A 25,243-nucleotide genomic window follows, 5' to 3' on the forward strand; every position below is an offset into this window, starting at 1 on the left:
GGCGAAAGGGGGCGGGGCTGTCCAGCCGGAGAGGCGGCGGGGAAGCGGTAAGGATCGTAGGGGAGGGTTTGAAACCCTCCCCTACAAAAGACGGCCGGACGAAATCCCTATCCCGTCATTCCGACCGAGCGAAGCGAGCGGAGGAATCTCGACTCGAACCCGATGAACAAGAACCCTGAGTCCGGCGCCGGGATTCCTCCGCTCCGCCCCGGATTGAATCCGAGACTCCGGTCGGAATGACGGGCGGAGCGAATCGTTGGAGGGCCGTAGGATACGGTGCCGGGCCACGGATTCCGACGGGCCGGGACCGGCGTTCCCGGTTGACGGGCTCTGCCGGAAACGGCCATAATGGAATAAGTCTAACATAGGAGGAAATGAATATGTCCAAGAAAGCCGACCTGTTCGAACTCTACGCCGAAGACCCGGAGAAAGCCGACCGGATCGTGTTCGGGCGCGAGGCGCATCCGGACCGCCGCGGGTTCCTCAAAGGCGCCGGCCTCGCCAGCATGGGCGCGCTGATCGGCGCGGCGATCCCGTTCCACCGCAACATGCCGTCGGGCTTCATCCCCGAAGCGCTCGCCGCCAACAAGATGGCGATCGAGGGCAAGGACGGGCTCACGGTGCTCAACGACCGGCCGGTCAACGCCGAGACCCCGGCCCATCTGCTCAACGACGCGGTGACGCCGACGGCCCGGCATTTCATCCGCAACAACGGCCTCGTGCCGGAGGATATGGACCCGGCGGCCTGGACGCTGCGTATCGACGGCCTGGTCAACAGCCCCGCGACCTACAGCATCGACGACCTGAAGAAGAAGTTCGAGGTCGTGACCCAGCAGCTCACCATCGAGTGCGGCGGCAACGGCCGGGCCTTCTTCGACCCGCCGGCGCGCGGCAACCAGTGGACGGTCGGCGCGGTCGCCAGCTCGAACTGGACCGGCGTGCGGCTGGCCGACGTGCTCAAGGCCGCGGGGGTCCAGCCGAACGTCGTCTACACCGCCCATGTTGGCGCCGATACGCACCTCTCCGGCAAGGAGGGCAAACTGCCGATCTCGCGCGGCGTGCCGATCGACAAGGCGATGAACCCGAGCAACCTGATCGCCTTCGGCATGAACGGCGGGCCGCTCCATGCGATGAACGGCGCGCCGCTGCGCCTGGTGATCCCCGGCTGGCCGGGCTCCTGCTCGCAGAAATGGCTGCGGCGCATCTGGCTGCGCGACAAGGTCCATGACGGGCCGAAGATGACCGGCAGCGCCTACCGGGTGCCCGACTATCCGGTCTCGCCCGGCGAGAAGGTGCCGAAAAGCGCCATGGGCATCATCCACGCCATGCCGGTGAAATCGCTGATCACGACGCCCAAGACCGGGCTGACCATCTCCGGCCGCGAGCTGGAGGTCGGCGGCCACGCCTGGGCGGGCGACGACACGGTGGCGCGGGTCGACGTGTCGATGGACTTCGGCGCGTCCTGGCAGCGGGCCGAGCTCGGCAAGCCGGCGAACCCCTATGCCTGGCAGCACTGGAAGGCGGCGCTGAAGTTCCCGCAGAAGGGCTATTACGAGGTCTGGGCCCGGGCGACCGACTCCCGCGGCGTCATCCAGCCCTTCGCCATCGCGTGGAACCCGAAGGGCTACCTGAACAACTCGATGCACCGCATCTCCGTACGGGTCAGCTGACCGCCATGCCATCGCCGGCACGGGCCGCGGCCTTCGCCGCCGCGGCCCGGACGATCCTGGCCGTAACGCTCGCCGTCCTGTTGGCGATGGCGGGCGGCGCGCTGGCGGCCGACGCGCCGGCCGGCAAGGCCGAACCGGAAAAGGCTGCGAACGCCCCCGCCGCCGGGTCGGGCGACGATGAGGACGAAGACGAAGACGAAGACGACGAGGACGAGAACGAAGACGACGAGGACGATTACGAGGGCATGCCGCCCGGCGACGGCCGCGACGAGGTCTTCGCCTACTGCAGCGCCTGCCATTCCATGAAGCTGGTCACCCAGCAGGGCCTGACGCGCGCGGACTGGGCGGAGGTGCTGGTCTACATGGTCGAGGAGCACGAGATGGCGGAAATCGAGCCGGAGGACGAAAAGCTGGTCCTCGACTATCTCGCCCGCTTCTACGGCCGGGACCGGCGGGCGCGGAAGATGGGACGCTAGCCCGGCGCGCGCGACGGCGGTATCCTGCCGCCGGCAACGGCGTTACGGGCGGGTTTGCGTGGAGCAGGAATTCCAGGCCGTTCTGGACGGCATCGAGGGCGACCGGGAAGCGCTGGCCGAGCTGTGCCTCGCCCTCGGCAACCTGCCCGACTATTCCGGCGAGGAACGGCAGGTCGGCGAGGCGGTCGTCGCCTGGCTGCACGAGGCCGGCATCGAGGCCCGGCTCCAGTTCATGGCGCCGGAGAGCGTCAACGCGATCGGCCTGGTCCGCGGCACCGGCGACCGCGCCGGCGGCGGGCGCTCCCTGATCCTCAACGCCCATATCGACACCCAGGGCGCCCGGCCCGCCGGCGGCGAGGCGGCCGAGCAACGCCTGCGCGGCGCCTGGATCGAGGACGGGCAGGTGTTCGGCCGCGGCCTCGCCAACGACAAGGCGCAGCTGGCGGCCCAGATGATCGCCATGCGGGCCATCGTCCGGTCCGGGCTGACGCTCAAGGAGGATTTTTTCCTCGCCGGAAGCGGCCAGGAAACCTCGGCGCCGCCCGCGGCTGCCGCGGACATCGCCGGCTGGTCCGGCGTCGGGCCGGCAGCCAGCCAGGTGCGCGAGGGCTACGGCGCGCGCTGGCTGGTCGAGCACGGCGTGGTCGCCGACTACGCGCTGATCAGCGAGGTTTCCGATTTCCGCGTCACGGTCGCCCAGGCCGGCTATCTGCGCCTGCGCATCGCCGTGCCGGGCAACCTGGCCTACACGCCCGGCCTGCGCCGCAATGACGGGCCGGCCGGGAGCCCCAACCCGTTCGAGCGTGCTTCGCGCGTGGTCCTGGCGCTGGAAGACTGGGCCCGGCGCTACGAAACCGAAGGGCAGGAGACCTTCCGGGGCGGCACGCTGATCCCCAAGGCGCAGGTTCTGGAAATGCGCCCGGCCGGGCCGCCCTGGACCGAGGAGCGGGACCATTGCCACATCTTCTTCGACGTGCGCCTGATGCCGAATGCCCATGCACCGTCGATCCGGCGGCAGGTGCGCGAGGCCGTCGCCGCGACCGGTATCGAGGCGCAGATCGACGCCTACGATTTCAAGCGCGGCTATATCGCCGAAAACGCCGAACCGCTGCTCGACGCGCTGCGCGCGGCCCATGAAACGGCGGTCGGCGGCCCGCTCGACTATACGTCGGCGCTCGAAATGAGCATGTGGCGCGACAGCAACGCCTTCAACGAAGCCGGCATCCCCGCCATAGGCTACGGCCCGCCGGTCGCCGATCCTGGCGGGCCGCGCGGCGCGGCGGGCGTACAGCGGCCGGTCGCCCTCGACGACCTGGTCAAGCTGGCGAAGGTGTTCGCCCTGACGGCGCTGCAGGTTTGCGGCGTCGCTGCGTGAGACGGCGAAAGCGAACACGACGCCCAGAACGATGTATGGCCCGATCGACAGCCCGGCGGACTGGCGCGGCCCGGACCTGGCAAAACGAAACGACTGGGTCTACCAGCTGACGGCGGGCGACCGGGCGGAGATCGGGGCCGGCCTCGACCGGTGCATCGCCGCGGGCCGCCCGTTCGCCGCCATGACCGCCGCCGACCTGCCGTTGCCGGCCTTTGCGCATCGGCTGCTGCATGCGCGGGACGTGCTGGAAACCGGCTGCGGTATCTTCCTGTTCCGCGGTTTCCCGGCGGAGGGCCGCAACATCGACGATCTGCGCCGGCTCTACTGGGGCATCGGCCGGCATATCGGCACCGCCGTCTCCCAGAGCAAGCGCGGCGACATGCTGGGCGACGTGCGCGACATCGGCACCGACATGTCCGGGCGCGAGGGCCGGGGCTATACCAGCCGGGCCGAACTGGAGTTCCACACCGATTCGGCGGATGTCAGCGCCCTGTTTTTCCTCAGGACGGCCAGGTCCGGCGGACTGAGCCGGTTCGTCAGTTCGGTGGCGATCCACAACGAGATTGCCAGGCAGCATCCGGAATTTCTGAAAATTCTGTATGAACCGTTTATCTGGAGCCGGCAAGGCCAGGAGCAGCCGGGCGAGGCGGCGTGGTACGGGCAGCCGATCTACGGCGTCGAGCGGGGCCATTTCGCCAGCCGCTACATCCACACCCATATCCTGTCGGCCCGCAAGCACCACGATGCGCCGCCGCTGACCGGGCTGCAACGCGACGCGCTGGCGGCCATCGACCGGCTGGCCGGCGATCCGGCCTTCTGCCTCGACATGATGCTGGAGCCGGGCGACATGGTGTTCCTGAACAGCCACACGACCTACCACGCGCGCACGGAATTCGAGGATCATCCGGAACCGGCGCGCAGGCGCCACCTGCTGCGCCTGTGGCTCTCGGTGCCGAACAGCCGCCCGCTGCCGGAGGGCTGGTCGGCCGTCTACCGCGACCGCCGGCCCGGCACCGTGCGCGGCGGCTTTCCCGGCCACGCGGACCGGCCGGCCTACGCCACGGAATAATCGGGCGGGCGCCTACCAGTTCCGGCTGCGGCCGAACCGGTCCTCGGTCGCGGCCCAGTCGTCGAAGCCGACGATCCGCTTGTACTCCTCGAAGCCGACACCGGTCTCCCACAGCTTCATCTTGCCGGAGCGGAAATCGGCGAGCGCGTCCTGCATCGTCCGCGCGATGCGCAGGATCAGCGAGATGCCGTAGACGATGACGTCGAAGCCGAGGTCGTGCAGCCGGTCCGGCGGCAGGATCGGCGTGCGGCCGCCTTCGAGCGGGTTGGCGAGCTGCGGCACGTCGAAGGCGCCGCCGACGATCGCCAATTCCTCCTCGGTCTCCGGCGCCTCGACGAAGATCGCGTCCGCGCCGGCCTCGACATAGGCCCGGCCCCGGCGCAGCGCCTCGTCCAGGCCGTGGACGGCGCGGGCGTCGGTGCGCGCGACGATCATGGTGTCGGGATCGCGCCTTGCGTCAAGCGCCGCCTGCACCTTGTCGACCATGAAAGCGGAGTCGACGACATCCTTGCCCGCCATGTGGCCGCAGCGCTTGGGCCAGGTCTGGTCCTCGATCATGATGGCGCCGGCGCCCATCGCTTCGTAGGTGCGGACCGTGTGGGCGACATTCTTGACGTCGCCGTAGCCGTCGTCTCCGTCGACCAGCACCGGCAGGCCGGTCGCGCCCAGGATGTCGCGCACCCCGGCCGCGATCTCGCCGAGGCCCTTGATGCCGATGTCCGGCACGCCGTAGCGCGCGCCGACCAGCGGAAAGCCGCCGATGAAGAAGGCGGGATAGCCGGCCTGTTCGATCAGCCGGGCGCTCAGCCCGTCATGGGCGCCGATCAGGATCAGCGGGTCGTGGGCGGCGAGAACGCTGCGGAAGGAAGCGCGGTGCATGATCGTCTATCTCCGGGTCGCGACAATGGATTTCGGCCATTCTAGCAGCCGATCCGGCCGCGCTGCGAACATGCCGCAACGCGATCCTGGGATATCTCCAGCGCCAGACCGGAAAATTGCGTTCAAATCTTCCAGCTACACCGGCCGGCAAATCAGCCTGAAGCGCGCAACCGGTTGTCGTCCAGCGAAGGCAGGCGGGCAATCTCCGCGCCTTTTTTCTGCTCCGCACGCCGCAGCTCATAGAGCTTCTGCAGGTTCAACCAAAATTCGCCGGAGGTACCGAAGAAGCGTCCCAGACGCAGCGCCGTGTCGCCGGTGACGGCACGCCGCCCGTTGAGGATTTCCGTAATCCGGTTCACCGGAACTTCGATCCGCCGGGCCAGTTCGGCCGCGCTCATCCCGAGCGCGTCGAGGTCCTCGCGAAGCGTCTCGCCCGGATGGATGGGATCGCGCGTCATGATGTTCCCCCTCCTTGCAATCGCCTCTCTGTCATATCGGCTGAAGCGGTTCCATGAACCGCGAAGTCGAAATGTCTCTCGGCTACTTAGCAGGGTTCGAAACGCCGCACAGAATGAATTCGCCGCTCCGGTCGAAATGATGGATGGAGTGCCGGCTTATTTGGAAGAATCTTGCCGCCCCGGCCTTGAGCCGGGGCCCAGTGCCACAAGCGCAGGCTTTTCCTTGCGGCTCTGGACCCCGGACTTCCGCTTCGCTCCATCCGGGGTGACAAGGATGAGAAGCGATAATGTTTCGTCCGTCGATTGCTGGAATCGCCCTCGCAATTGACCGGCCTTGCGCGGGAATTTACGGTCGCGCGACCGACCGGTTGCGGCCCGCGGGCGGCATCGAACCGATGTCCGGGGGCCGGCCGCACGGGGAAAGGCAGAGATGACAACGCACCGTCTCGGACTGATCATGAACGGCGTCACCGGGCGCATGGGGACGAACCAGCATCTGGTGCGCTCGATCTGCGCCATCCGGGCCGAGGGCGGCGTGCGGCTGGACAACGGCGACCGGGTCGTCCCCGACCCGATCCTGGTTGGCCGCAACGAAGCGAAGCTGGCGGCGCTCGCCGAAGCGAACGGCATCGCGCGCTGGACGACCGACCTCGACGCCGCCCTCGCCGATCCGGACGACACCCTGTTCTTCGACGCCGCGACCACGCAGATGCGCAAGGACCTGCTGCTGAAGGCGATCGCTGCCGGCAAGGACATCTACACCGAAAAGCCGGTCGCCGAGACGCTCGACGACGCGCTCGCCATCGCCCGCGCAGCGCGCGACAAGGGCGTCCGGGGCGGCGTGGTCCACGACAAGCTCAGCCTGCCCGGCCTGATCAAGCTGCGCCGGCTGCGGGACAGCGGCTTCTTCGGCCGCATCCTCTCGGTGCGCGGCGAGTTCGGCTACTGGGTGTTCGAGGGCGACCGGGAGCCGGCGCAGCGGCCGTCCTGGAACTACCGCAAGGCCGAAGGCGGCGGCATTATCCTCGATATGCTGTGCCACTGGCGCTATGTGCTCGACCATACGATCGCGCCGGTCCGGGCGGTCTGCTGCCACGGCGCGATCCACATTCCGCAGCGCTGGGACGAGGCCGGCGAGCCCTACGACGCCGACGTCGAGGACGCCGCCTATGCCCTGTTCCAGCTGGAGGGCGGCATCGTCGCCCAGATCAACTCCTCCTGGTGCACCCGGGTGCGTCGGGACGATCTGGCGACCTTCCATGTCGACGGCACCCACGGTTCCGCCGTCGCCGGGCTGACCCGCTGCCTCGTCCAGCCCCGGGACGACACGCCCAGGCCGGTGTGGAACCCGGACGTGCCCCAGACCATCGATTTCCGCGCCGGCTGGCAGGAGGCGCCGGACGACGGAGCCTACGAGAACGGCTTCAAGACCCAGTGGCAGGATTTCATCCGGTATCTCTACGAGGACGCGCCCTGGGACTACACCTTCCTCTCCGGCGCCAGGGGCGTGCAGCTTGCCGAACTCGGCTACCGCAGCTGGCGCGAGCGACGCTGGGTCGACGTGCCGGAACTGGAGCTCTGACCGTGGCATCGGTCGACCTGCCGACGAGCGACGGCCGGATCGAGGCCTACCGTCTGTCGCAGCCGCTGACCTACGAACCGGCGCGCGCCGACGCCCTGCCCCGCATCGCGTATGCCGCCGCCCATGTCGTCAACGATCCGCGCGCCGACGCCGACCCCTGGCTCGACACCGCCCTCGACTGGGAGGCGACATTGGCCTATCGCGAGCATCTGTGGTCGCTCGGCCTCGGCGTCGCGGAAGCCATGGACACCGCCCAGCGCGGCATGGGGCTGGACTGGCCGACCTCGCACGAGCTGATCCGGCGCTCGGTCGCCGCCGCCAGGGCGCGGGACGGCGGCGGGCTGATCGCCTGCGGCGCCGGCACGGACCATCTGGCGCCGGGGCCGGACACCGGCGTCGACGACGTGATCCGCGCCTACGAGGAACAGTGCGAGGCGGTCGAGGCCGCGGGCGGGCGCATCGTCCTGATGGCGAGCCGGGCGCTCGCCGTCTGCGCCGCCGGGCCGGCGGATTACGAGAAGGTCTACGGCCGCATCCTCTCCCAAGTGCGCGAGCCGGTGCTGATCCACTGGCTGGGCGAGATGTTCGATCCCGCGCTGGACGGCTACTGGGGCGACCCCGACCACATGGCGGCGATGGAGGTCTGCCTGTCGATCCTGGCGGCCCATACGGAGAAGATCGACGGCATCAAGATTTCCCTGCTCGACGACGGCAAGGAGATCGCCATGCGCCGCCGCCTGCCGCCGAGCGTGCGCATGTATACCGGCGACGATTTCAACTATCCGGCGCTGATCGCCGGCGACACGGAGGGCTTCTCCCACGCCCTGCTCGGCATCTTCGACGCCATCGCCCCGGCGGCGAGCGCCGCGCTTCTCGCCATGGCACGGCAGGACATGGACGGCTATTTCGCGACCCTGGCGCCGACCGTGCCCCTGTCGCGCCACATCTTCCGCACGCCGACGCGCTTCTACAAGACCGGCGTCGTCTTCATGGCCTATCTGAACGGCCACCAGGACCATTTCACCTTGGTCGGCGGCCAGGAGAGCGCGCGCTCGACCCTGCATCTGAGCGACCTGTTCCGCCTCGCCGACAAGGCCGGCCTGCTGCGCGACCCGGAGCGTGCGGCGGCGCGCATGGCCGCGGTGCTCGCGGTTCGTGGCGTCGCCTGAGGCCCCGGATCGTTCGCGATGCGCGACTTTTCCGGCGATACGGCGCTGCTCTCGCTCAACACGGCGACGGTGCAGGCGCAGTGGACCCTGGCGCAGTGCATCGAGGGCTGCGCCCGCCACGATATCGGCGGCATCGCGCCCTGGCGCGACAAGCTGGCGGAATGCGGCGCCAGGCGGGCCGCCCGGCTGATCCGGGACGCCGGCCTGCGTGTCACCGGTCTGTGCCGGGGCGGCATGTTTCCGGCAGCAACCCCGGCAGGGCGGCGGGCCGCCCTGGACGATAACCGCCGGGCCATCGACGACGCTGCGGCCATCGGAGCGGAATGCCTGATCCTGGTCGTCGGCGGCCTGCCGGAAGGCTCGAAGGACATTGCCGGCGCCCGGATGCAGGTGCGCGACGGCATCGCCGCCCTGCTGGACCACGCCCGCGCCGCCGGCATGCCGCTCGCCATCGAGCCGCTGCACCCGATGTATGCCGCCGACCGCGCCTGCGTGAACACGCTGAAGCAGGCCAACGACCTGTGCGATTCCCTGGGCGCCTCGACGGATGGGGGCGTCGGCGTGGCGGTCGACGTCTACCACGTCTGGTGGGATCCGGAACTGGAGGCGGAGATTGCGCGCGCCGGTGCTGCGGGCCGGATTCTCGGCTTCCATGTCAGCGACTGGCTGGTGCCGACGATCGATCTGCTGCTCGATCGCGGCATGATGGGCGACGGCGTCATCGACATTCCGAAAATCCGCGGCTGGGTCGAAGATGCGGGTTATAGCGGCGCTTCGGAGGTCGAGATTTTCTCGAAAGACAACTGGTGGCGGCGGGAGCCGGACGACGTGCTGGCGACCTGCATCGAACGCCACCAAACCGCGGTGTAACGGCGATGGCGCGGAGCGTCGCGGATATCCCGGAGGCGGCGCTGGCGCGCTTCCGAAAAGGCACGGCGATCCCGGCCCATCCCCTGGCGCTGACCGCAGCCCGGGCTCTGGACGAGACCCGGCAGCGGGCGCTGAGCCGCTACTATATCGACGCCGGCGCGGGCGGACTGGCGGTCGGCGTGCACACCACGCAGTTTGCGATCCGCGAGGCCGGGCTGTACGAGCCGGTGCTGCGGCTGGCTGCGGAAACGGCGACCGATCGGGCCGATGTACCGCTTTTCCTCATCGCCGGGGTCACCGGCCGCACCGGACAGGCCGTCGCCGAGGCGCAGGTTGCGGCGGCTCTCGGCTATCACGCCGTCCTGCTCAGCCTCGCCGCATTCCGGAATGCGTCCGAGGACGAAATGATCGCCCATTGCCGGCGGATCGGGGAAGAAATGCCGGTGGTCGGCTTCTATCTGCAGCCGGCGGTCGGCGGCGTGCCGCTGCCCCATTCCTTCTGGCGGCGTTTCGCCGAACTGGACACGGTCGTCGGCATCAAGATCGCGCCCTTCGACCGTTACGGCACACTGGACGTCGTGCGCGGCGTCGCCGAAGCCGGCGCGGAAGACCGGATCGCCCTCTACACCGGCAACGACGACAATATCCTGCTCGACCTGCTGACGCCCTGGCGCCTGAAGCGTGGCGACGAAACGGTGAACCTGCGCATCGCCGGCGGCCTGCTCGGCCATTGGAGCGTGTGGGTGAAGTCGGTCGTGACCCTGTTGGACCGGGCCCATGCCGCGGCCGGCGCCGACCGGGTCGGCCGGGACCTGCTGGCGCTCGCCGGACAGATCACCGATTGCAACGCCGCCTTCTTCGACGTCGCCAACGATTTCCGCGGCTGCATTGCCGGAATGCACGAGGTGCTGCGCCGGCAGGGCCTGCTCGAAGGCATCTGGTGCCTCGATCCGGACGAAACCCTGAGCCCCGGCCAGGCTGCGGAGATCGACCGGGTGTGCCGGGACTATCCGCATCTCAACGACGATTCCTTTGTCGCGGAAAATCTGGAAAGATGGCTGGCGCCCTGAACCGGCCGGCCAGGGCCTGAGAAGAGCCCGGCCGGGACCGAAGGACGCCGAAAGGAGGCGCGACATGGGAGCGGGACTTTCCGCCCAGACGATCTGGCGATGGACGGCCATCGTGCTCGTGCATCTGGCGGTCGTGCTGATCTGGTACATTGCGGTCAAGGTCGGCGAGGTGCCGAAATTCGTTCTGGCCTCGCCCCATGAAACCCTCCTGTCGCTGTTCGACACCTATCCCTGGTTCCACAACACCATGGTGACGACGGCGGAAATCTTCGGCGGCTATTTCCTTGCCGTCGTCGTCGGCGTCGGCCTCGCCCTGCTGTTCTCCTGGTTCCGCACCGTCGATACCCTGTTGATGCCGCTGGTCGTCAGCCTCAACATGATCCCCAAGGTGGCGCTCGGGCCGCTGATCATCGTCTGGTTCGACTACGGCATCCAGACCAACATCATCATCGCCTTCTCGATCAGCTTCCTGCCGATCCTGATCACCACGGCCCGCGGCCTGCGCGAGGTCGAACCCGACCTGATCGACCTGGTCAGGACCCTGCGCGCCACGCGGCGGCAGATTTTCGTCAAGATCCAGCTTCCCGGCTCGCTGCCCTACATCTTCTCCGGCATGAAAGTGGCGGTGGTGCTCGCCGTCGCCGGCGCCGTGGTCGGCGAGATCATCGCGTCGGATTCCGGCCTCGCCTACCTGATCGGCCAGGTCCAGGTGACACTGGATACCGCCGCGATGATGATGGCCGTCATCCTGATCACGCTGGTGGGCGTGGCGCTCTACCTGATCGTGCTCGGACTGGAGCGGCTCGTCGTGGTGCGCGATGCGCGGGTCGAAACCGTATGACCGCACAACCGGCCAGCGGCAGGGAGCCCTTCATCCGCCTCATCGGCGTCAAGAAGGTGTTCCGCGCCCGCCGCGAGGAATTCCTGGCGGTCTCCGACGCCACCTTCGACGTCAACGAGGGCGAACTGGTTTCCATCGTCGGGCCGTCCGGCTGCGGCAAGACCACCCTGCTCAAGATCGTCGCCGGCCTTTTCCCCCACGACGGCGGCACGCTGGAGATCGGCGGCGCCGGCAGCGATTTCGATCCGGCGCGCGACGTCGGCATGGTGTTCCAGCAGCCGCTGCTGCTCAAATGGCGGCGGGTGCTGGAAAATGTGCTGCTGCCCGCCGAAATACTCGGCCTGCCGATGGGCGAGGCGCGCGAGCGGGCGCGTGGGCTGATCGACATGGTCGGCCTCGCCGGCCACGAGCAGAAATATCCCTACGAACTCTCCGGCGGCATGCAGCAGCGCGCCGCCATCGCCCGCTCGCTGGTCCACGATCCCCGGCTGATCCTGATGGACGAACCCTTCGGCGCCCTCGACGCGCTGACCCGCGAGCGCATGAACCTGGAACTGCTGCGCATCTGGGAGCAGAGCCGCAAGACGATCCTGTTCGTCACCCACGGCATCGCAGAAGCGGTATTCCTCGGGACCAGGGTGGTGGTGCTCACCGCCGGCCCGGCGCGCATGGCCGACCGGATCGACATCGACCTGCCCCGGCCGCGCACCCTCGACATGAAGACCCATGAACGCTTCGGCAGCTACGCGCGGCGCATCTACCACCTGCTCGGCGTGGAGTGAGGCGGGCCGCAACCGCTCAAGCGACCCAACAACAAGGTTGTGACCCGCCGCGCTGCACCGTAAGATTTTGTACCCGGTCGGTTACTTTCGGGAAGAAACGCGGGCGGGAGGAATCGCGGGCGCGATGGCGGCTCGAACGGCTGCCGGATGCGGTTCCGCGCATGCGCCTGCGCACGGTTTCGAACCAGCAGCGAAATGGGGAAAATGATGATTGGGCGAAAATCAGTGGCAGCGCTGGCCGTCGCCGTGGCCGGCAGCCTTGGCGCGACGCAGGCCGGCGCCGCCGAAAAGGTTGATTTCATTCTCAACTGGATCGCCGGCGGCGACCACGCACCCTACTACTATGCCAAGAAGATGGGCCTGTACGCCAAGGCGGGCATCGACCTGAACATCCAGCAGGGCAAGGGCTCGTCGATGTCGTCGCGCCGCACCGGCGCCGGCAAGAATCCGATCGGCCTGGCCGATCTCGGCACCGCGCTGGTCACCATGGGCAAGGGCGCCCGCATGGTCGCGGTGATGAACGTCTACGCCAACTCGCCCTATGGCATGTACTGGCTGAACAGCTCCGGCATCAAGGGCCCGAAAGACTTTGCCGGCAAGAAGATCGGCAACCCGCCGTGGGACGCCGCGCGCCAGATGTGGCCGGCGCTGGCCAAGAAGGTCGGCGTCGACCCGGCAACGGTGAAATGGGTCAATATCCAGCCGAACGCGAAGCTGGCGGCGCTCAAGGCCGGGTCGATCGATGTCACCACCTCCTTCTACAACATCCACCACATCTTCAAGCGGGTGCTGGGCAACGACATGGGCTTCTTCCCGTGGAGCAAATACGGCATCAACCCCTACGGCAACTCGATCATCGTCAACATGGATTATCTGAAGGGCAACAAGAAGACGGTGGCGGCCTTCGTTTCGGTGACTCAGAAAGCCTTCGCAACCTGCGTAAAGACGCCTGCGCCCTGCATCGCGGCGCTCGTCGAGGCCAACAAGGGCCTCAAGGCCGCCAACGAAACCGAGAACTGGGGCCTGGTGACCGAGTTGATGAGCGACAAGATCTCGCGCACGGTGGCGCTCGGCTATTTCGATCCCGGCCGCATGAAAGCCGACCACGAGCTGGTCAACACCTACTTCAAGATCGAGACGAAGTACGCCATCGAGGAGCGCTACACCAACGAGTTCCTCGACCGCAGCATCAAGATGCCGAAGATCGACCGCAAGTCGGCCTTCGAATAGTCGTCGCGATGCCCGGCGGCGGCCCGCTCCTGTGCCGGGCCGCCGCCGAGGCCCCTGAATGGACGAAACCTACGACGCCATTATCCTGGGAGCGGGCCACAACGGCCTGATCCTGCAGGCCTATCTGGCGCGTGCAGGGCTGGAGACCGTAGCCGTCGAACGCCGGGACGAGCCCGGCGGCGGCCTCGCCGCAATGGAGGATCCGCTCCATCCGGGGCTGATCCACAATTCGCACGCCTTCTTCCTGCGCGCCATCGACGCCATGCCCTGGTACCGGGACCTCGATCTGGAGGGCCACGGCGCCCGCATGATCGAGCCGGAACTGAACGTCGCCATGCTGACCCGGGACGGCGGCGCGCTGGAGTGGTGGACCGACATCGACCGCACGGTGGCATCCTTCGCCCAGGTCAGCGAACGCGACGCCCGCACCCTGCGGCGCTGGTTCGACGAATTCGGCCCGGTGGTCGAGGGGATCCTGATCCCGGAGGCGACGTCGCCGCCGATCCCGCCCGGTGAGCGGCGCGCCCTCCTGGAGCGGAGCGCCGAGGGGCGCCGGCTGCTCGAGGTCAGCGCGCTCAGCCCGCTGGAGTTCGTCCATCGGGAGTTCGAGAGCCCGGTCATCCAGGCCGGGTTGCTGTTCTTCAACGGGCTGCGCGAAGTCGATTTGCGGATCCGCGGCTTCGGCCACCATATCGCCTTCCTGCTCGCCAACCCGTCCAAGGCGCAGATGTCGGCCGGCGGCAGCGCCGCCCTCGGCCGCGCGCTGGCCCGAGCGGTGACGGCCGCGGGCGGCCGGATCGCAACCGGCGCCGCCGCCCGGCGCATTCTGGTCGAAAACGGCCGGGCGATCGGTGTCGAAACCGCCGACGGCAGGCGCATCCGCGCCCGCCGGCTGATCGCTTCGTCGCTCAATCCGCAGCAAACCTTTCTCGACCTGATCGATGCCGATGCCCTGCCCGGCAGCTGGCGGGAAAAGGCGGCCGCCTTCCGCTACAACCTTCTGGCGCCGCTCTTCGCCCTCAACCTGGCGCTCGACGCGCCGCCGGCCTATGCCGCGGCCGAACGGTATCCGGAACTGGCCCGGCCGTTCATGACGGTGCTGGGCCTCGATCATGTCCGCCAGTTCGACGACATCGTGCGCCATCACGAAGCCGGCACCTTTCCGCCGACGGTCATGTGGGGCGCCTGCCCGACCCAGTTCGACCCCGGCCAGTCCGCCGGCGGCAGGCACACTGCCTTCATGTGGGAGAAGCTGCCCTACGCCCTGAACGGCGACCCGGCGAACTGGGACGCCGCGAAAGACGCCCATGGCGCGGCGATGCTCGACCTGTGGGAAGAATACGCGCCGGGCCTGCGGGATTCGGTGAGCGGCAGCTTCACCCGCAGCCCGCTCGATATCGAGCGGGAATTTCCCAACATGGCCGCCGGCGATCTCCTGGTCGGCGCCTTTACCGACGGGCAGATCGGCTACCACCGGCCGTTCGAGGGCGCGGGCGACTATCGCACCTGCATCGGGGGCCTGTATCTCTGCGGCTCGTCCTCGCATCCCGGCGGCAATATCACCGGGCTGCCGGGCTACAACGCAGCGCAGACCATATTCCACGACCTCGGGCTCGACGGCGACTGGCTGCCGCCGCCCGCGGCCCGGCGCATCGCCGAACTGGCGGCGTAACCTACCCCAGTTCCGGACCGGCGATGGCGTAGAGCCACGCCGGGTCGCCGAAACCGGCCTCCCGGCCGCGCACCATGCGGATGTAGGGGCGCTGCAGCGCGAAGCCGCTGGCCTCCAGCCACGCGATGAAATCGGCGCGGGTCTCGGCGACGTCGATGTAGACCGGTCCTGCCACCGCGTCGAGCGCCGCCGCGGCGAGCGATTGCGCCACCGTATCGTCGATTGCCGCCAGGGGGCCGAGTTGCGTCGCCTCGCGGCCGTTCCGGGCCAGCGCGTAACCGGCGAGCCGGCCCTCGCGCCACGCGCCGAAGGCGGCGCCGGGCTGCCGGCGGCGCAAATGGAACAGCAGCTCCATCCGGTCGGCGCCGAACAGGCCGCGGTCCACCGCCGCGATCCGGGCCAGGTCGGCCGCCGCCAGCGGCCGCACGCGCAACTCGTCCCGCAACAGCCCCGGCAGCACATCCGGTGCTTCGGGCGCCGCGGCGACCGATTCCCCCCGGTAGCGCCCGAGGCGGTAAACGTCCCGGAAGCCGATCCGCCGGTAGACCGTGCGCCCGTCGGGCGTGGCGTCCAGGCCCGGTACCCGGCCGGCGGCGTCCTGCCGCGCGACCACCTCGTCCATCAGGCGGGTGGCGATGCCCTGCCGGCGATAATCGGGCGCGACCAGCACCAGGCAGATCCACGCGAACCGGCCATAGGGCAGCGCCATCGCCGTGGCGACCAGCGTTTCGTCGGCGTCCAGCAGGCCGACGCCGTCCCCGCGCGCCAGCACGAAACGCCAGTCCTGCGCAGTCTGGTTCCAGCCGATCAGGGAGGAGAGATTGAATCCGGCTTCGGCATGGACGGGCGACAGGTCAATCTGCCGGAGCGATTCGGTCGTTGCCGCCATGACGGTCAGAACGCGCCGTCCCGGCTGGCATATTCGGTCGGTTTGCCATAGGCGCCGCCGCCGGCCACGAGCCATTCGGCCACCCAGTCGACCATCGTGAGAAGCGGCACCGAAGGATTGCCGAACAGGCGCGCCGCCTCGCCGGAATTGACCAGCCAGCACTGCTCCGCCTCGGCCCCCTCGAACCGGGGCGTGCGGCCGAACCGCTCTCCGAAAGCCAGGGCGAGCGCGCGCACGCTGGCCGTCTCCGGGCCGGACACGTTGATCGGCGTCGTCGGCGCGGTGCATCGGGCGAGGCAGCGCAGGACATGGCTGTTGGCGTCGCCCTGCCAGATGACGTTGACATTGCCGGTTGTCAGATCGACCGGCTCTCCGGCCAGCACCTTGCTGCCGATGTCGTGCAACACGCCGTAGCGCATGTCGATGGCGTAGTTGAGCCTGACGATGCGGCCCGGCGTGCCGTATTGCTCGGAAAAATGCTCGAACATGCGCTCGCGGCCCAGGCAGCTCATCGCATATTCGCCCATCGGACCGGGCGTATCAGACTCGCGCGAACCGCCCTCCGCGACCCGGGCGAAGGGATAGACGTTGCCGGTGGAGAAGGCGACGATCCGGCTGTCGCGGAACGTCTCGGCGACGATCGCCGGCATCGCGACATTCATGGCCCAGGTCAGCGGAAGCGCGCCGGCCGTGCCGAACTTGCGGCCGGCCATGAAGATGACGTTCGGGCAGCGGGGCAGCGCGGCGACCGCCTCCCGATCCATCAGATCGCAGGCAATCATCTCGACGCCGCAGGCTTGCAGTTTCTGCTCGACCGCCGGATCGGAGAAGCGCGCGACGCCGATGACCCGCCTGTCGGGCGCGGCGCGCCGGGCAAGCCGCGCCAGCGTCGGCCCCATCTTGCCGCCGACGCCGAGGATCAGGATGTCGCCGTCGACCGATTCCAGGTCGCGCACCAGCGCCGCCGGGGGCCGGGTCATGAACTCTTCCAGTTCCGCCTCGTCGGCAAATCCCGCGGGCAGACCGGCCGCGTCGTGCACTGCCATCGCTCCGTCTCTTTCCCGCTATCGAAGCGGGCGAGCCGCGCCGTTCCCGCGCGCCTTGCAGCCTGCCTCGATTGTGCGATGTCCCGAATCCTGCCATTCTGACCGGGATTTGGGAATAGGCTGAAGGAGACGGCAATGGAAGCCGACAGCCCGCGCATCGGGACGACTGTCGTCGGTTCCTACCCGGCGCCCGACTGGCTGATCCAGTGCCCGTCGGAGCAGGCGCTGGCCGACGCGACGAGGGTCGTGCTGCACACCCAGGAGCGGGCGGGCATCGACCTGGTGTGCGACGGCGAGCTCTACCGTTTCGACCCGAACCATCCCGAAACCAACGGCATGATCGAATATTTCGTCCGGCCGATGGGCGGTGTGGCGACCGAAATCGACTTCGACGAGTTGACGCGCTACCGGTCCCAGCCGGGTATGCAGTTCCGCAGCCGGCCGCCCGGCATCGTGACCGGGGCGGTCTCGGCCGGCCATCTCGACCTGCCGGGTGCGTGCCGGATGGCGCGGCGGCTGACGCAGTCGCCGTTAAAGTTCACGCTGACCGGCCCGCACATGCTGGCAAAGACGCTTGTCAACCGCCACTACCCGGACGTGCCGGCGCTCGCCCTCGCAATCGCCGATGTGCTGGCCGAGCAGGTCCGCCATCTCGATGCCGACGTGGTGCAGGTCGACGAGGCCAACCTGCCGGGCGCACCGGAGGAATGGCAGTGGGCGGCGGAAGCCATCAACCGTGTGCTCGACGCGGTTGACGGCCTGCCGGCGGTCCATCTCTGTTTCGGCAATTACGGCGGCCAGTCGATCCAGAAGGGCAGCTGGGACCGGCTGATCGACTATCTGAACGCGCTCCACGCCGACCATATCGTCATGGAAGTCGCCCACCGGCCGCCCGACGAACTTGCCGCCTTCCGGGGCCTGCGCCCGGACATCGGCCTCGGTCTCGGCGTCGTCGACATCAAGACGACAGAGGTGGAGAGCGCCGACGGCATCGCCCGCGCCATCGAACGCGCCGAACGGCTGCTCGGCGAAGGCCGGGTGCGCTGGATTCATCCGGACTGCGGCTTCTGGATGCTCAAACGCCCGGTCGCCGACGCCAAGATCCGCGCCCTGGTCGAAGGCCGGGATCTGTACGAAGGGCAGCAGGGCCGCGCAGCGGCGTAGCGCGCCTACCACACGCCGATCAGCACACCCCGTTTCCTGGCGATGCCGAGCGCATCCTCGATCTCGCGGTCGGATTTGGTCGTCCGGGTCCGGCGGGTGCGCAGCCAGTGGAACAGCCGCTCGTGCAGTCCGGCGCGAACGCTTTCGTGTTCCTCGCTCTCGCCCAGATCGACCAGTTCGTCCGGGTCGTTCGCCATGTCGAAAAGCTGCGGCCGGAAGCCCTCGTAGAGGATGTATTTCCAGTCGGCCGTGCGGATGCAATACGCCTTGGCCTGGTGGGCGCGCAGGCCGAGCGCGTCCCGGGCGCCGCGGTAGGAATAGTCGCATTCCGAGAAGGTGGCGTCGCGCCAGTCGCCGGCCGCATCGCCGTTGCGCAGGAGCGGCAGGATCGAACGGCCCTCCATCCAGTGGTCCTGCTCCGCCGGGTCGCCGCCCATCGCCTCGTAGAAGGTCGGCAGCATATCGATGCATTCGACGAATCGGCCATCCTGCGCGCCGCGGCTCGCATCCGCCGCCGGGTCGGGGTCGTAGACGATCATCGGCAGGCGCAGGACGCAATCGTGGAACAGTTCCTTCTCGCCGAGCCAGTGGTCGCCGAGATAGTCGCCGTGATCCGAGGTCAGCACGATCATCGTGTCGTCCATCCGGCCGGCCCGTTCCATCCAGCCGAACAGCTTGCCGAGATGGTCGTCGATCTGCCTGACCAGCCCCATGTAGGTCGGGATCACTGTCTCCCGCACCGCGTCGCGGCTGAAATTCAGGCTGTCCTCATGCTGCTGGAAGGCGGCGTAGACCGGATGGCTGGTCTGGCGCTCGCGCGCGCTGCGCACCGCCGGCAGGATATCGCCGGGGCCGTACATCGTGTGGTAGGGCGCCGGCGCCAGATAGGGCCAGTGCGGCTTGATGTAGGAGAGATGCAGGCACCAGGGCTGCCCGTCGCCGCATTCCTCCATGAAGTCCTGCGCCCGCCGGGTCATGTAGGCCGTTTCGGAGTGCGCCTCCTTCACCCGCGCCGGCAGGCCCGCATGGCGCATCTCCCAGCCGCTGACCACATTACCGCCGGCGTCGAGCGCGCTGGCGCAATAGTCCTGCCACGGGTTGTCGCTTTCATAGCCCTGTTCCCTCAGATACCGGTTGTAGGCGAAGTCCTTCGCGCCGTAGCCGCCCGGATGCAGGCCGTCGTCCCGGTCGAAGGGCTCGAAGCCGGCCTGGGTCGCCAGCACGCCGTGCGGCGAGGCCCTGTCGATCCCGAGCCGGTCGAGGCCGGGCTCGTCGATCTGCATGTGCGTCTTGCCGGCCAGCGCGACCCGCGCGCCCAGCGTGCGCAGGTGATCGCCCATCGTGCGGATATGCAGCGGCAGCGGCACCCGGTTCCAGTTCGCGCCGTGGGTGACCATGTAGCGGCCGGTGTAGAAGGACATGCGCGACGGGCCGCAGACCGACGACTGGGTGAACGCGCGGGTGAAGCGCACGCCCCTGGCCGCCAGCGCATCGATATGCGGCGTCTCGAGCGTCGGATGGCCCATGCAGGACAGGTAATCCGCCCGCAGCTGGTCGCACATGATGAACAGGACGTTTCGGACTTTGCCCATAGCGGGGCCCATGCGGAGTATCGGCTTGTCGGCGGACCGGATCGACCGGACCCTATAGGCGGCAGCCGCAACATCGGCAAGGTGCACGATGCCATGCGCCACCCGCTGCGCCGTTTGCCGGCGGACCGAAGCGCAGGCGCGGTGTACCGCCGGCCGGCAAAGGACCTATTGCCCGTCCAGTTCCGCCATCTTCATGCGCATGGCCCGGAGCAGGCCGGCCATGGTGCCGCCGTAGCGCCGATAGGCCGAGGCGAATTCCCGGCGCTGGTTGAGCGACATGGAGACATTCTCGAACACCATATCGCGGACCTTGAGCGTTCCGCCGGACGGGCGCATGCGCCACTTCATGTGAAACGGCCGCCCGCTGCGCAGGCCGACCATCCTGGTGGTGACGACAACGCCGGTCCGGTCCGGTCCAGCAGCGATGACCTCAAAATTCCCGTCCCGGTAGCGCCTGAGCTTTATTGTGTAGACCTTTACGACATAGTGCAGAAACAATTCGAGAAACTGCGCCCGTTCGTCGGCTGAAGCTTTCGACCAGGCGGCGCGGCCGAGGACGAAACGCGCGATCCGCGGCACGTCGAAATACATGGTGAACAGCGTGCGGAAGGTCGCTTCCTGTGCACGGCGATCGCCGTTATCGCGCAAAACGGTAAAAACCGTCTGCGAAAGGGAACGGATAATCGCCTCCCCCTTCTGGATCGAATTGACGGGCGCGTCCGCCGCTCCCGCTGCGCCGGGCGAAAGGGCGCCGGCGATCAGCATGACAGCGGCAAGCGCCGTGCCGCGCACTCTCCCGATTTGGGGCCGCGAAGCGTTGGTGTCAGCGTTCACCCGGGTCATAGACGGTATCTCTCGACGGATAGTGGCAGGTTTCATTGGCTGATGGCGGCGCGGCGCGCTTCGGTTCCCTCGGGCTTCGGCGCGGCGGCGACCGGCTTCAACTCGGGTTCTTCCTCGTCGTCAATGTCGATATCGTCGTCACCGGGCGCCCCCGGCAGAATCCTGCCATTATGGATTTCGGCAAGGCGGGCCTGCCAGTAGCTGCTTCGCGCGGAGGCATAGAAATCCAGCGACGTCTTCTTCAGGCCGTCGACCGCTTCGATCAGGCGTTCTCTCTGATCGATGATTTCGACCGTCCGCTCGACGAGTCCGACCCAGGCGTAGTCGGTCGTCGCCAGCAGGTAGCCGATCGGGTTGACCGCAACATCGGCGACGCGGCCCACAAAATGGCGCGTCGTCGACGGTCCGAGAAACGGAACGACCAGATAGGGACCGGAGCCGACTCCCCATACCGCGAGGGTTTCGCCGAAATCCGCCCGGCGGCCGGGCAAGCCGGCCTTTGTTGCGACATCGGCGACGCCGCCGATGCCCGCCGTCGAATTGACGACAAAGCGGGCCAGCGTCACCTGCGCGCGCCCGAATTCGCCCTGCAGCAAATTGTTGATGAAGACGACCGGCGAATTGAGGTTGTCGGCGAAGTTGCGAATGCCGTCCCGGACCCCCCTGGGGAGCGCGTCGCGATATGCTACGGCGACGGGCTCGCCGATCGCCTCATCCAGCTTGTTGTTGAATTCGAAGGTCGCGCGATTGACGTTTTCCGCAGGATCGTAAAGGCCGCCGCCGAGATTGGCGCCGTCCTGAGTCGCGCAGGCAGCCAGCGAAATAGCCGCAGCCGCCAACAGGCTCCGTCCTGTTGTTGCTATCACGCAACACCCCCCTGCTGCGCGCGCCGCCGCCTTTTTTCTGCCGGTCTTGCGGTGCGCGCCGAAGCATGCGGTTAGCATACTGCGAGGCCGAATTCCACGCCGTAACAGCGCAGTATCGGTATTTATCTGCCCATAATATCGCGATTTGCGGCCTTATTTTGGCGGGGCGGCGCACGCCGGTCTTATTGAACCGAATAACAACGCGCCGGCCGGGACTCCCGGCCCTTGGTCAGTTCGTCACAGCGAAATTGCGGCCGGCTGGGCCCAACTGCCGAATCGAGTCTGCCGCACCCCTTCCGGTACACCAGTTCCGGTACCGGGCGTGCGAGGCCGATCCGCAGAACCCGGCAGACGGACCGGGCAGCCGGGGACATGGGAATGAAGCTGCTGATCGCGGTCCTTTTCGGAATTCTGGTGCTGTCCGCGGCGGCGGCCTGGCATATCTGGTCGGGGCTGGACGGCGCCGCCATGACCGGGCACGGCTACCTGGCCCTGATCGCCGGGGTGACGCTTTCCATGATCGTCGGCGGCGGTCTGATGGCGCTGGTCTTCTACAGCGCGCGCCGGGGCTATGACGACATTGACGATCCATCGCAGGACGGCCGATAGGACGGCTTCCCCGCCACGGTGGCGATCCGCGCGGCGCTGTCCGGCTTGCGCCGGCCGCGGGCGGCGTGGCATCTGATACCCGCCTCGCAGGCCCTTTGCGGTTCTTCCTCCGGTCTCCCCTCCCCCCGATCGCGCTCGCACCATGTCAGCACCGTTACGTCCGCCCCGGGACCCTGCGGGCCCGGGCCTCGAAATTCGCAGGAACGAGCGGCTGGTCGTCCACCGGTCCGCCGTCCAGCCGGAGTGGATCGACTATAACGGCCACATGAACGTCGCCTATTACCTGCTGGCGTTCGACCTGGCGCTGGATGCGCTGTTCGACCGGATCGGCCTGACGCAGCCCTACCGCGAGACGCACGGGGTTTCGACCTTCGCGCTGGAAGTCCATCTCTCCTACATTCGCGAAGTCAGGCTGGAAGATCCGCTGCGCTTCGAGGTCCAGATGCTCGATCTGGACGAAAAGCGGTTCCACCTCCTCATCTATATGGTCGACGACCGGACGGGCGATCTCTGCGCCGCCGCCGAGTGGATCAGCGCGCATATGGATATGACGTCCCGCAGGATGGCGCCGTTCCGCGACGACCTCAGGGTTCCGCTCGAGCGAATCCGCGACGCCCACCGGGACATGCCCTGGCCGGACCACGCCGGCCGGAAGATCGGCATCCGCCGCCGCAAGGCTTCCTGAGTTTTCGCCGGTCGCCCCGGCGGCCGGTTTCTGTGGAGCCGCCGGCGCCTCTCCGCTCCGTGCCTGTTGGCATTGGCGTTGCCGCCATGCGATACCGCGGCGATGGCCGCAAACCGCGACGAGAGGAACGGCCGGCCGGAAGCGGGCGGCGACAGCGCCCCGGCGAGCGCCGGTCAGCGGCGGCTCCGCAGGGCCGTTGCCGGCGAAACCCGTGCGCGTCTGGCCCAGCTTGCCCGCGGGATCCGGGGCGAGGAAATGCAGATCGCCCTGCTCGCCCTGCTGGTCGGCGGCCTTGCCGGCTATGCCGCGGTCGGCTTCCGGCTGCTGATCGGCTGGATCCAGTTCCTGTTCTACGGCGAGTCGGCGGAGAAGCTCTTTTCCGCTGCGCAAGCCCTGCCGTGGTGGCAGGTGCTGCTGGCCCCGGCCGCCTGCGGGCTGCTGGTCGGGCTGTTCATCCGCTACCTGATGCCGAACGGCCGGCCCCAGGGCGTCGCCGATGTGATCGAGAGCGCGGCCCTGCACGAAGGGCGCATGTCGCTGCGCCATGTCGCGCTGGCCTCGCTGGCCAATGCGGCGTCGATCGGCGGCGGCGCCTCGGTCGGCCGGGAAGGTCCGGTCGTCCTGCTGGGGGCCGGACTCGCTTCGGCTGTGGGCAAGCGGCTCGGCTACAGCCGGGGCAACATGCTGACCCTGCTCGGATGCGGGGTCGCGTCGGCCGTCGCGGCGTCGTTCAACGCGCCCCTCGCCGGCGCCCTGTTCGCGCTTGAGGTCGTGGTCGGCCACTATCGCTTGAAGGCGTTCGCCCCGGTCGTGATGGCGTCGGTGACCGGGACCATCGTATCGCGCATCCATTTCGGCGATTTTCCGGCCTTTATCAAACCGCAATACACCCTCGTTTCCTTCTGGGAATTTCCGGCCTTCGCCCTGCTGGGCGTAACGGCCGCCATCGCCGCTGTCGCGATGATGGGTGCGATCATCGCGGTGAGCTACGTCGCCACGCGCAGCCGGGTGCCGGCCTGGGGCTGCCCCGCGATCGCCGGGCTGGCGGTCGGCGCCATCGCGCTGTTGTTTCCGCAGGTGCTCGGCGTCGGCTATGAAGCGACGGACCGGGCCCTGAACGGGGAGTTCGGCCTCTGGCTGCTCTTCGGCATTATCGTGGCGAAGATCGCGGCAACCGGCCTGTCCATCGGCAGCGGTTTCGGCGGCGGGGTCTTCAGCCCGTCGCTGATGCTGGGCGCCATGGTCGGTGCCGCGTTCGGCACGGTGGCGGCTTCGATCTTCCCCGAACTGGCCTCCGACCGCGGCGCGTACACGCTGGTCGGCATGGGCGCGGTCTCCGGCGCGGTACTCGGCGCGCCGATCTCGACCATCCTCATCATTTTCGAACTGACCGGCGACTACAAGGTCACGCTGGGCGTGATGTTCGCGGTCGTGATCGCTTCCGTCATCGCCCGGGCCGTGTTCGGGCGGTCATTCTTCCATTGGCAGCTCGGTCAGCGCGGCGTCATGGCCGAGATGGATCCTGCGGAACAAACGATCCGCCGAACGACCATGGCCGACCTGGCGCAAACGGCGGTCCCCGCAATGAACGAGGCCTGTTCGGTTGCCGACGCCCGGACGATGCTGATCGAAGTGCCCGACCGGCCGGTCTATGTGGTGGACGACGACGGCCGTCTGCGCGGGTGGGTCGGCCTGGCCGATCTCTTCGCCTTCGGTTTCGATGCGGCGCCGAGCGCGGGCGGATCGGTCGAGCATGTGATGGATACGCCGCCTTTCCTCCTGGAATCCGATAATGTCGATGAAGCCATGCAGGTGTTCTCCCGCACGGCGGAGACGATGCTGCCGGTGGTCAGCAGTCAAACCGACAGGGTGCTGAGGGGCGAGGTCCGGCAGCGCGACGTCATGGTCGCCTATCGCGACGCCCATCGGGCCGCCCGCGACCTGTAGCCATTTTGTTGCGGGAACGGCCGCCGCGCAGGGCATGCCCGGAGGAAATGTTGGGCGTTTCGAAGGAATATTTTTTCCGTTCCCGGGCGATGACAGCGGCGCTCCGGAGGAACGATTCCCCGGTGCGTGCGCACCCGGTGAAGGCCCGGTCGGGACCGGTCGGGGAGACCGGCGCAACGCCTTGCGGCCGCGTCCGGAAATAACGTGCATAAACACTTTTTCCGGCGAAAAAAGACGCTTTGAAACAAACGGTTACTTTACAACAATTGCATCCTGCCGAGACCGCCGGATCGCGCAGGAGCCGGATCGATCGACCGCCCGGAGGATCGGGATGGCCCCGCGGCCGCGCATTTGCGCACAAAGTTATCCACAAGACGGAACGCTTCGCGCGGGCCTTTGGTCAGCCCGGTTGCGTTCGGCCGGCGCCGCAATCGAAGCAAATCCGGCGCGAATTCCTGC

General features: G+C 68.1%; 23 protein-coding genes. 16 read left to right on the top strand and 7 right to left on the bottom strand.

All coding sequences use genetic code 11. The annotated features are described in order from the left end of the window. Positions 1 to 380 precede the first annotated feature (380 nt). Genes OXM58_13765 through OXM58_13780 form a run of 4 tightly spaced genes read left to right on the top strand, consistent with a single transcriptional unit; the run spans position 381 to position 4,590 of the window. Positions 381 to 1,670 (top strand): sulfite oxidase, encoded by a 1,290-nt coding sequence (locus OXM58_13765; GenBank protein ID MDE0149432.1) that lies wholly within the window; start codon positions 381 to 383, stop codon positions 1,668 to 1,670. A gap of 5 nt (positions 1,671 to 1,675) precedes the next feature. Further along, positions 1,676 to 2,146 carry a hypothetical protein gene (locus OXM58_13770; protein ID MDE0149433.1) on the top strand — a complete coding sequence of 157 codons (471 nt, stop codon included), beginning with the start codon at positions 1,676 to 1,678 and terminating at the stop codon, positions 2,144 to 2,146. A 58-nt stretch (positions 2,147 to 2,204) separates the two neighbouring features. Then, positions 2,205 to 3,521 carry a M20/M25/M40 family metallo-hydrolase gene (locus OXM58_13775; protein MDE0149434.1) on the top strand — a complete coding sequence of 439 codons (1,317 nt, stop codon included), beginning with the start codon at positions 2,205 to 2,207 and terminating at the stop codon, positions 3,519 to 3,521. A gap of 31 nt (positions 3,522 to 3,552) precedes the next feature. Then, positions 3,553 to 4,590: a TauD/TfdA family dioxygenase gene (locus OXM58_13780; GenBank protein ID MDE0149435.1), complete on the top strand. Its 1,038-nt coding sequence runs from the start codon at positions 3,553 to 3,555 to the stop codon at positions 4,588 to 4,590. A 12-nt stretch (positions 4,591 to 4,602) separates the two neighbouring features. Here OXM58_13780 and OXM58_13785 read toward each other — a convergent pair whose 3' ends face one another. Together OXM58_13785 and OXM58_13790 are read right to left on the bottom strand one after the other, a co-directional pair. Further along, entirely contained in the window at positions 4,603 to 5,469 is an 867-nt protein-coding gene (locus tag OXM58_13785; protein ID MDE0149436.1) for an isocitrate lyase/PEP mutase family protein, read from the bottom strand. Positions 5,470 to 5,621: 152 nt separating this feature from the next. Further along, positions 5,622 to 5,927: a HigA family addiction module antitoxin gene (locus tag OXM58_13790; GenBank protein ID MDE0149437.1), complete on the bottom strand. Its 306-nt coding sequence runs from the start codon at positions 5,925 to 5,927 to the stop codon at positions 5,622 to 5,624. Between the two features lie 430 nt (positions 5,928 to 6,357). On the opposite strand from OXM58_13790, the gene OXM58_13795 reads away from it, so the two are divergent. The 8 genes from OXM58_13795 (at position 6,358) to OXM58_13830 (ending at position 15,143) form a co-directional block, all read left to right on the top strand. Continuing rightward, positions 6,358 to 7,509: a Gfo/Idh/MocA family oxidoreductase gene (locus OXM58_13795; GenBank protein MDE0149438.1), complete on the top strand. Its 1,152-nt coding sequence runs from the start codon at positions 6,358 to 6,360 to the stop codon at positions 7,507 to 7,509. A 2-nt stretch (positions 7,510 to 7,511) separates the two neighbouring features. After that, positions 7,512 to 8,678: a dihydrodipicolinate synthase family protein gene (locus tag OXM58_13800; protein MDE0149439.1), complete on the top strand. Its 1,167-nt coding sequence runs from the start codon at positions 7,512 to 7,514 to the stop codon at positions 8,676 to 8,678. An 18-nt stretch (positions 8,679 to 8,696) separates the two neighbouring features. Next, positions 8,697 to 9,548 carry a sugar phosphate isomerase/epimerase gene (locus OXM58_13805; protein MDE0149440.1) on the top strand — a complete coding sequence of 284 codons (852 nt, stop codon included), beginning with the start codon at positions 8,697 to 8,699 and terminating at the stop codon, positions 9,546 to 9,548. Between the two features lie 5 nt (positions 9,549 to 9,553). Then, positions 9,554 to 10,618: a dihydrodipicolinate synthase family protein gene (locus OXM58_13810; GenBank protein ID MDE0149441.1), complete on the top strand. Its 1,065-nt coding sequence runs from the start codon at positions 9,554 to 9,556 to the stop codon at positions 10,616 to 10,618. A gap of 64 nt (positions 10,619 to 10,682) precedes the next feature. After that, entirely contained in the window at positions 10,683 to 11,459 is a 777-nt protein-coding gene (locus OXM58_13815; GenBank protein MDE0149442.1) for an ABC transporter permease, read from the top strand. After that, positions 11,456 to 12,241, top strand: a complete 786-nt coding sequence (locus tag OXM58_13820) for an ABC transporter ATP-binding protein (GenBank protein MDE0149443.1) — start codon at positions 11,456 to 11,458, stop codon at positions 12,239 to 12,241. The genes OXM58_13815 and OXM58_13820 overlap by 4 nt, the downstream gene beginning before the upstream one ends. Before the next feature lie 225 nt (positions 12,242 to 12,466). Next, a complete protein-coding gene (locus tag OXM58_13825) occupies positions 12,467 to 13,471 on the top strand; it encodes an ABC transporter substrate-binding protein (protein MDE0149444.1) in 1,005 nt (334 codons plus the stop codon). 58 nt (positions 13,472 to 13,529) lie between these two features. Next, positions 13,530 to 15,143: an NAD(P)/FAD-dependent oxidoreductase gene (locus OXM58_13830; protein ID MDE0149445.1), complete on the top strand. Its 1,614-nt coding sequence runs from the start codon at positions 13,530 to 13,532 to the stop codon at positions 15,141 to 15,143. Between the two features lies 1 nt (position 15,144). Here the strand turns inward: OXM58_13830 and OXM58_13835 are convergent, their stop codons facing one another. Both OXM58_13835 and OXM58_13840 read right to left on the bottom strand, forming a co-directional pair. After that, on the bottom strand, positions 15,145 to 16,032 hold the full coding sequence (locus tag OXM58_13835; protein MDE0149446.1) for a GNAT family N-acetyltransferase: 888 nt from the start codon (positions 16,030 to 16,032) through the stop codon (positions 15,145 to 15,147). Between the two features lie 5 nt (positions 16,033 to 16,037). Then, positions 16,038 to 17,078: an NAD(P)-dependent oxidoreductase gene (locus OXM58_13840; GenBank protein ID MDE0149447.1), complete on the bottom strand. Its 1,041-nt coding sequence runs from the start codon at positions 17,076 to 17,078 to the stop codon at positions 16,038 to 16,040. A gap of 135 nt (positions 17,079 to 17,213) precedes the next feature. On the opposite strand from OXM58_13840, the gene OXM58_13845 reads away from it, so the two are divergent. Then, positions 17,214 to 18,242: a cobalamin-independent methionine synthase II family protein gene (locus OXM58_13845; GenBank protein ID MDE0149448.1), complete on the top strand. Its 1,029-nt coding sequence runs from the start codon at positions 17,214 to 17,216 to the stop codon at positions 18,240 to 18,242. Between the two features lie 5 nt (positions 18,243 to 18,247). Here OXM58_13845 and OXM58_13850 read toward each other — a convergent pair whose 3' ends face one another. The 3 genes from OXM58_13850 to OXM58_13860 form a co-directional block, all read right to left on the bottom strand. Continuing rightward, positions 18,248 to 19,834, bottom strand: coding sequence for a sulfatase-like hydrolase/transferase (locus OXM58_13850; GenBank protein MDE0149449.1), 1,587 nt, complete (start codon positions 19,832 to 19,834; stop codon positions 18,248 to 18,250). Positions 19,835 to 19,999: 165 nt separating this feature from the next. Beyond that, on the bottom strand, positions 20,000 to 20,677 hold the full coding sequence (locus OXM58_13855) for an ABC transporter substrate-binding protein (GenBank protein ID MDE0149450.1): 678 nt from the start codon (positions 20,675 to 20,677) through the stop codon (positions 20,000 to 20,002). A gap of 32 nt (positions 20,678 to 20,709) precedes the next feature. Continuing rightward, positions 20,710 to 21,516, bottom strand: coding sequence for a VacJ family lipoprotein (locus tag OXM58_13860; GenBank protein MDE0149451.1), 807 nt, complete (start codon positions 21,514 to 21,516; stop codon positions 20,710 to 20,712). Between the two features lie 405 nt (positions 21,517 to 21,921). Here OXM58_13860 and OXM58_13865 point away from each other — a divergent pair, with 405 nt between their 5' ends. The 3 genes from OXM58_13865 (at position 21,922) to OXM58_13875 (ending at position 24,784) form a co-directional block, all read left to right on the top strand. Further along, a complete protein-coding gene (locus tag OXM58_13865; protein MDE0149452.1) occupies positions 21,922 to 22,152 on the top strand; it encodes a hypothetical protein in 231 nt (76 codons plus the stop codon). 142 nt (positions 22,153 to 22,294) lie between these two features. Further along, the gene (locus OXM58_13870) at positions 22,295 to 22,837 is read left to right on the top strand and encodes a thioesterase family protein (protein ID MDE0149453.1); all 543 of its coding nucleotides are present in this window, start codon (positions 22,295 to 22,297) and stop codon (positions 22,835 to 22,837) included. A 102-nt stretch (positions 22,838 to 22,939) separates the two neighbouring features. Next, the gene (locus OXM58_13875; protein ID MDE0149454.1) at positions 22,940 to 24,784 is read left to right on the top strand and encodes a chloride channel protein; all 1,845 of its coding nucleotides are present in this window, start codon (positions 22,940 to 22,942) and stop codon (positions 24,782 to 24,784) included. The last annotated feature ends 459 nt before the right edge of the window (positions 24,785 to 25,243 follow it).

The organism is Rhodospirillaceae bacterium (genome assembly GCA_028819475.1).
GTDB lineage: Bacteria > Pseudomonadota > Alphaproteobacteria > Bin65 > Bin65 > Bin65.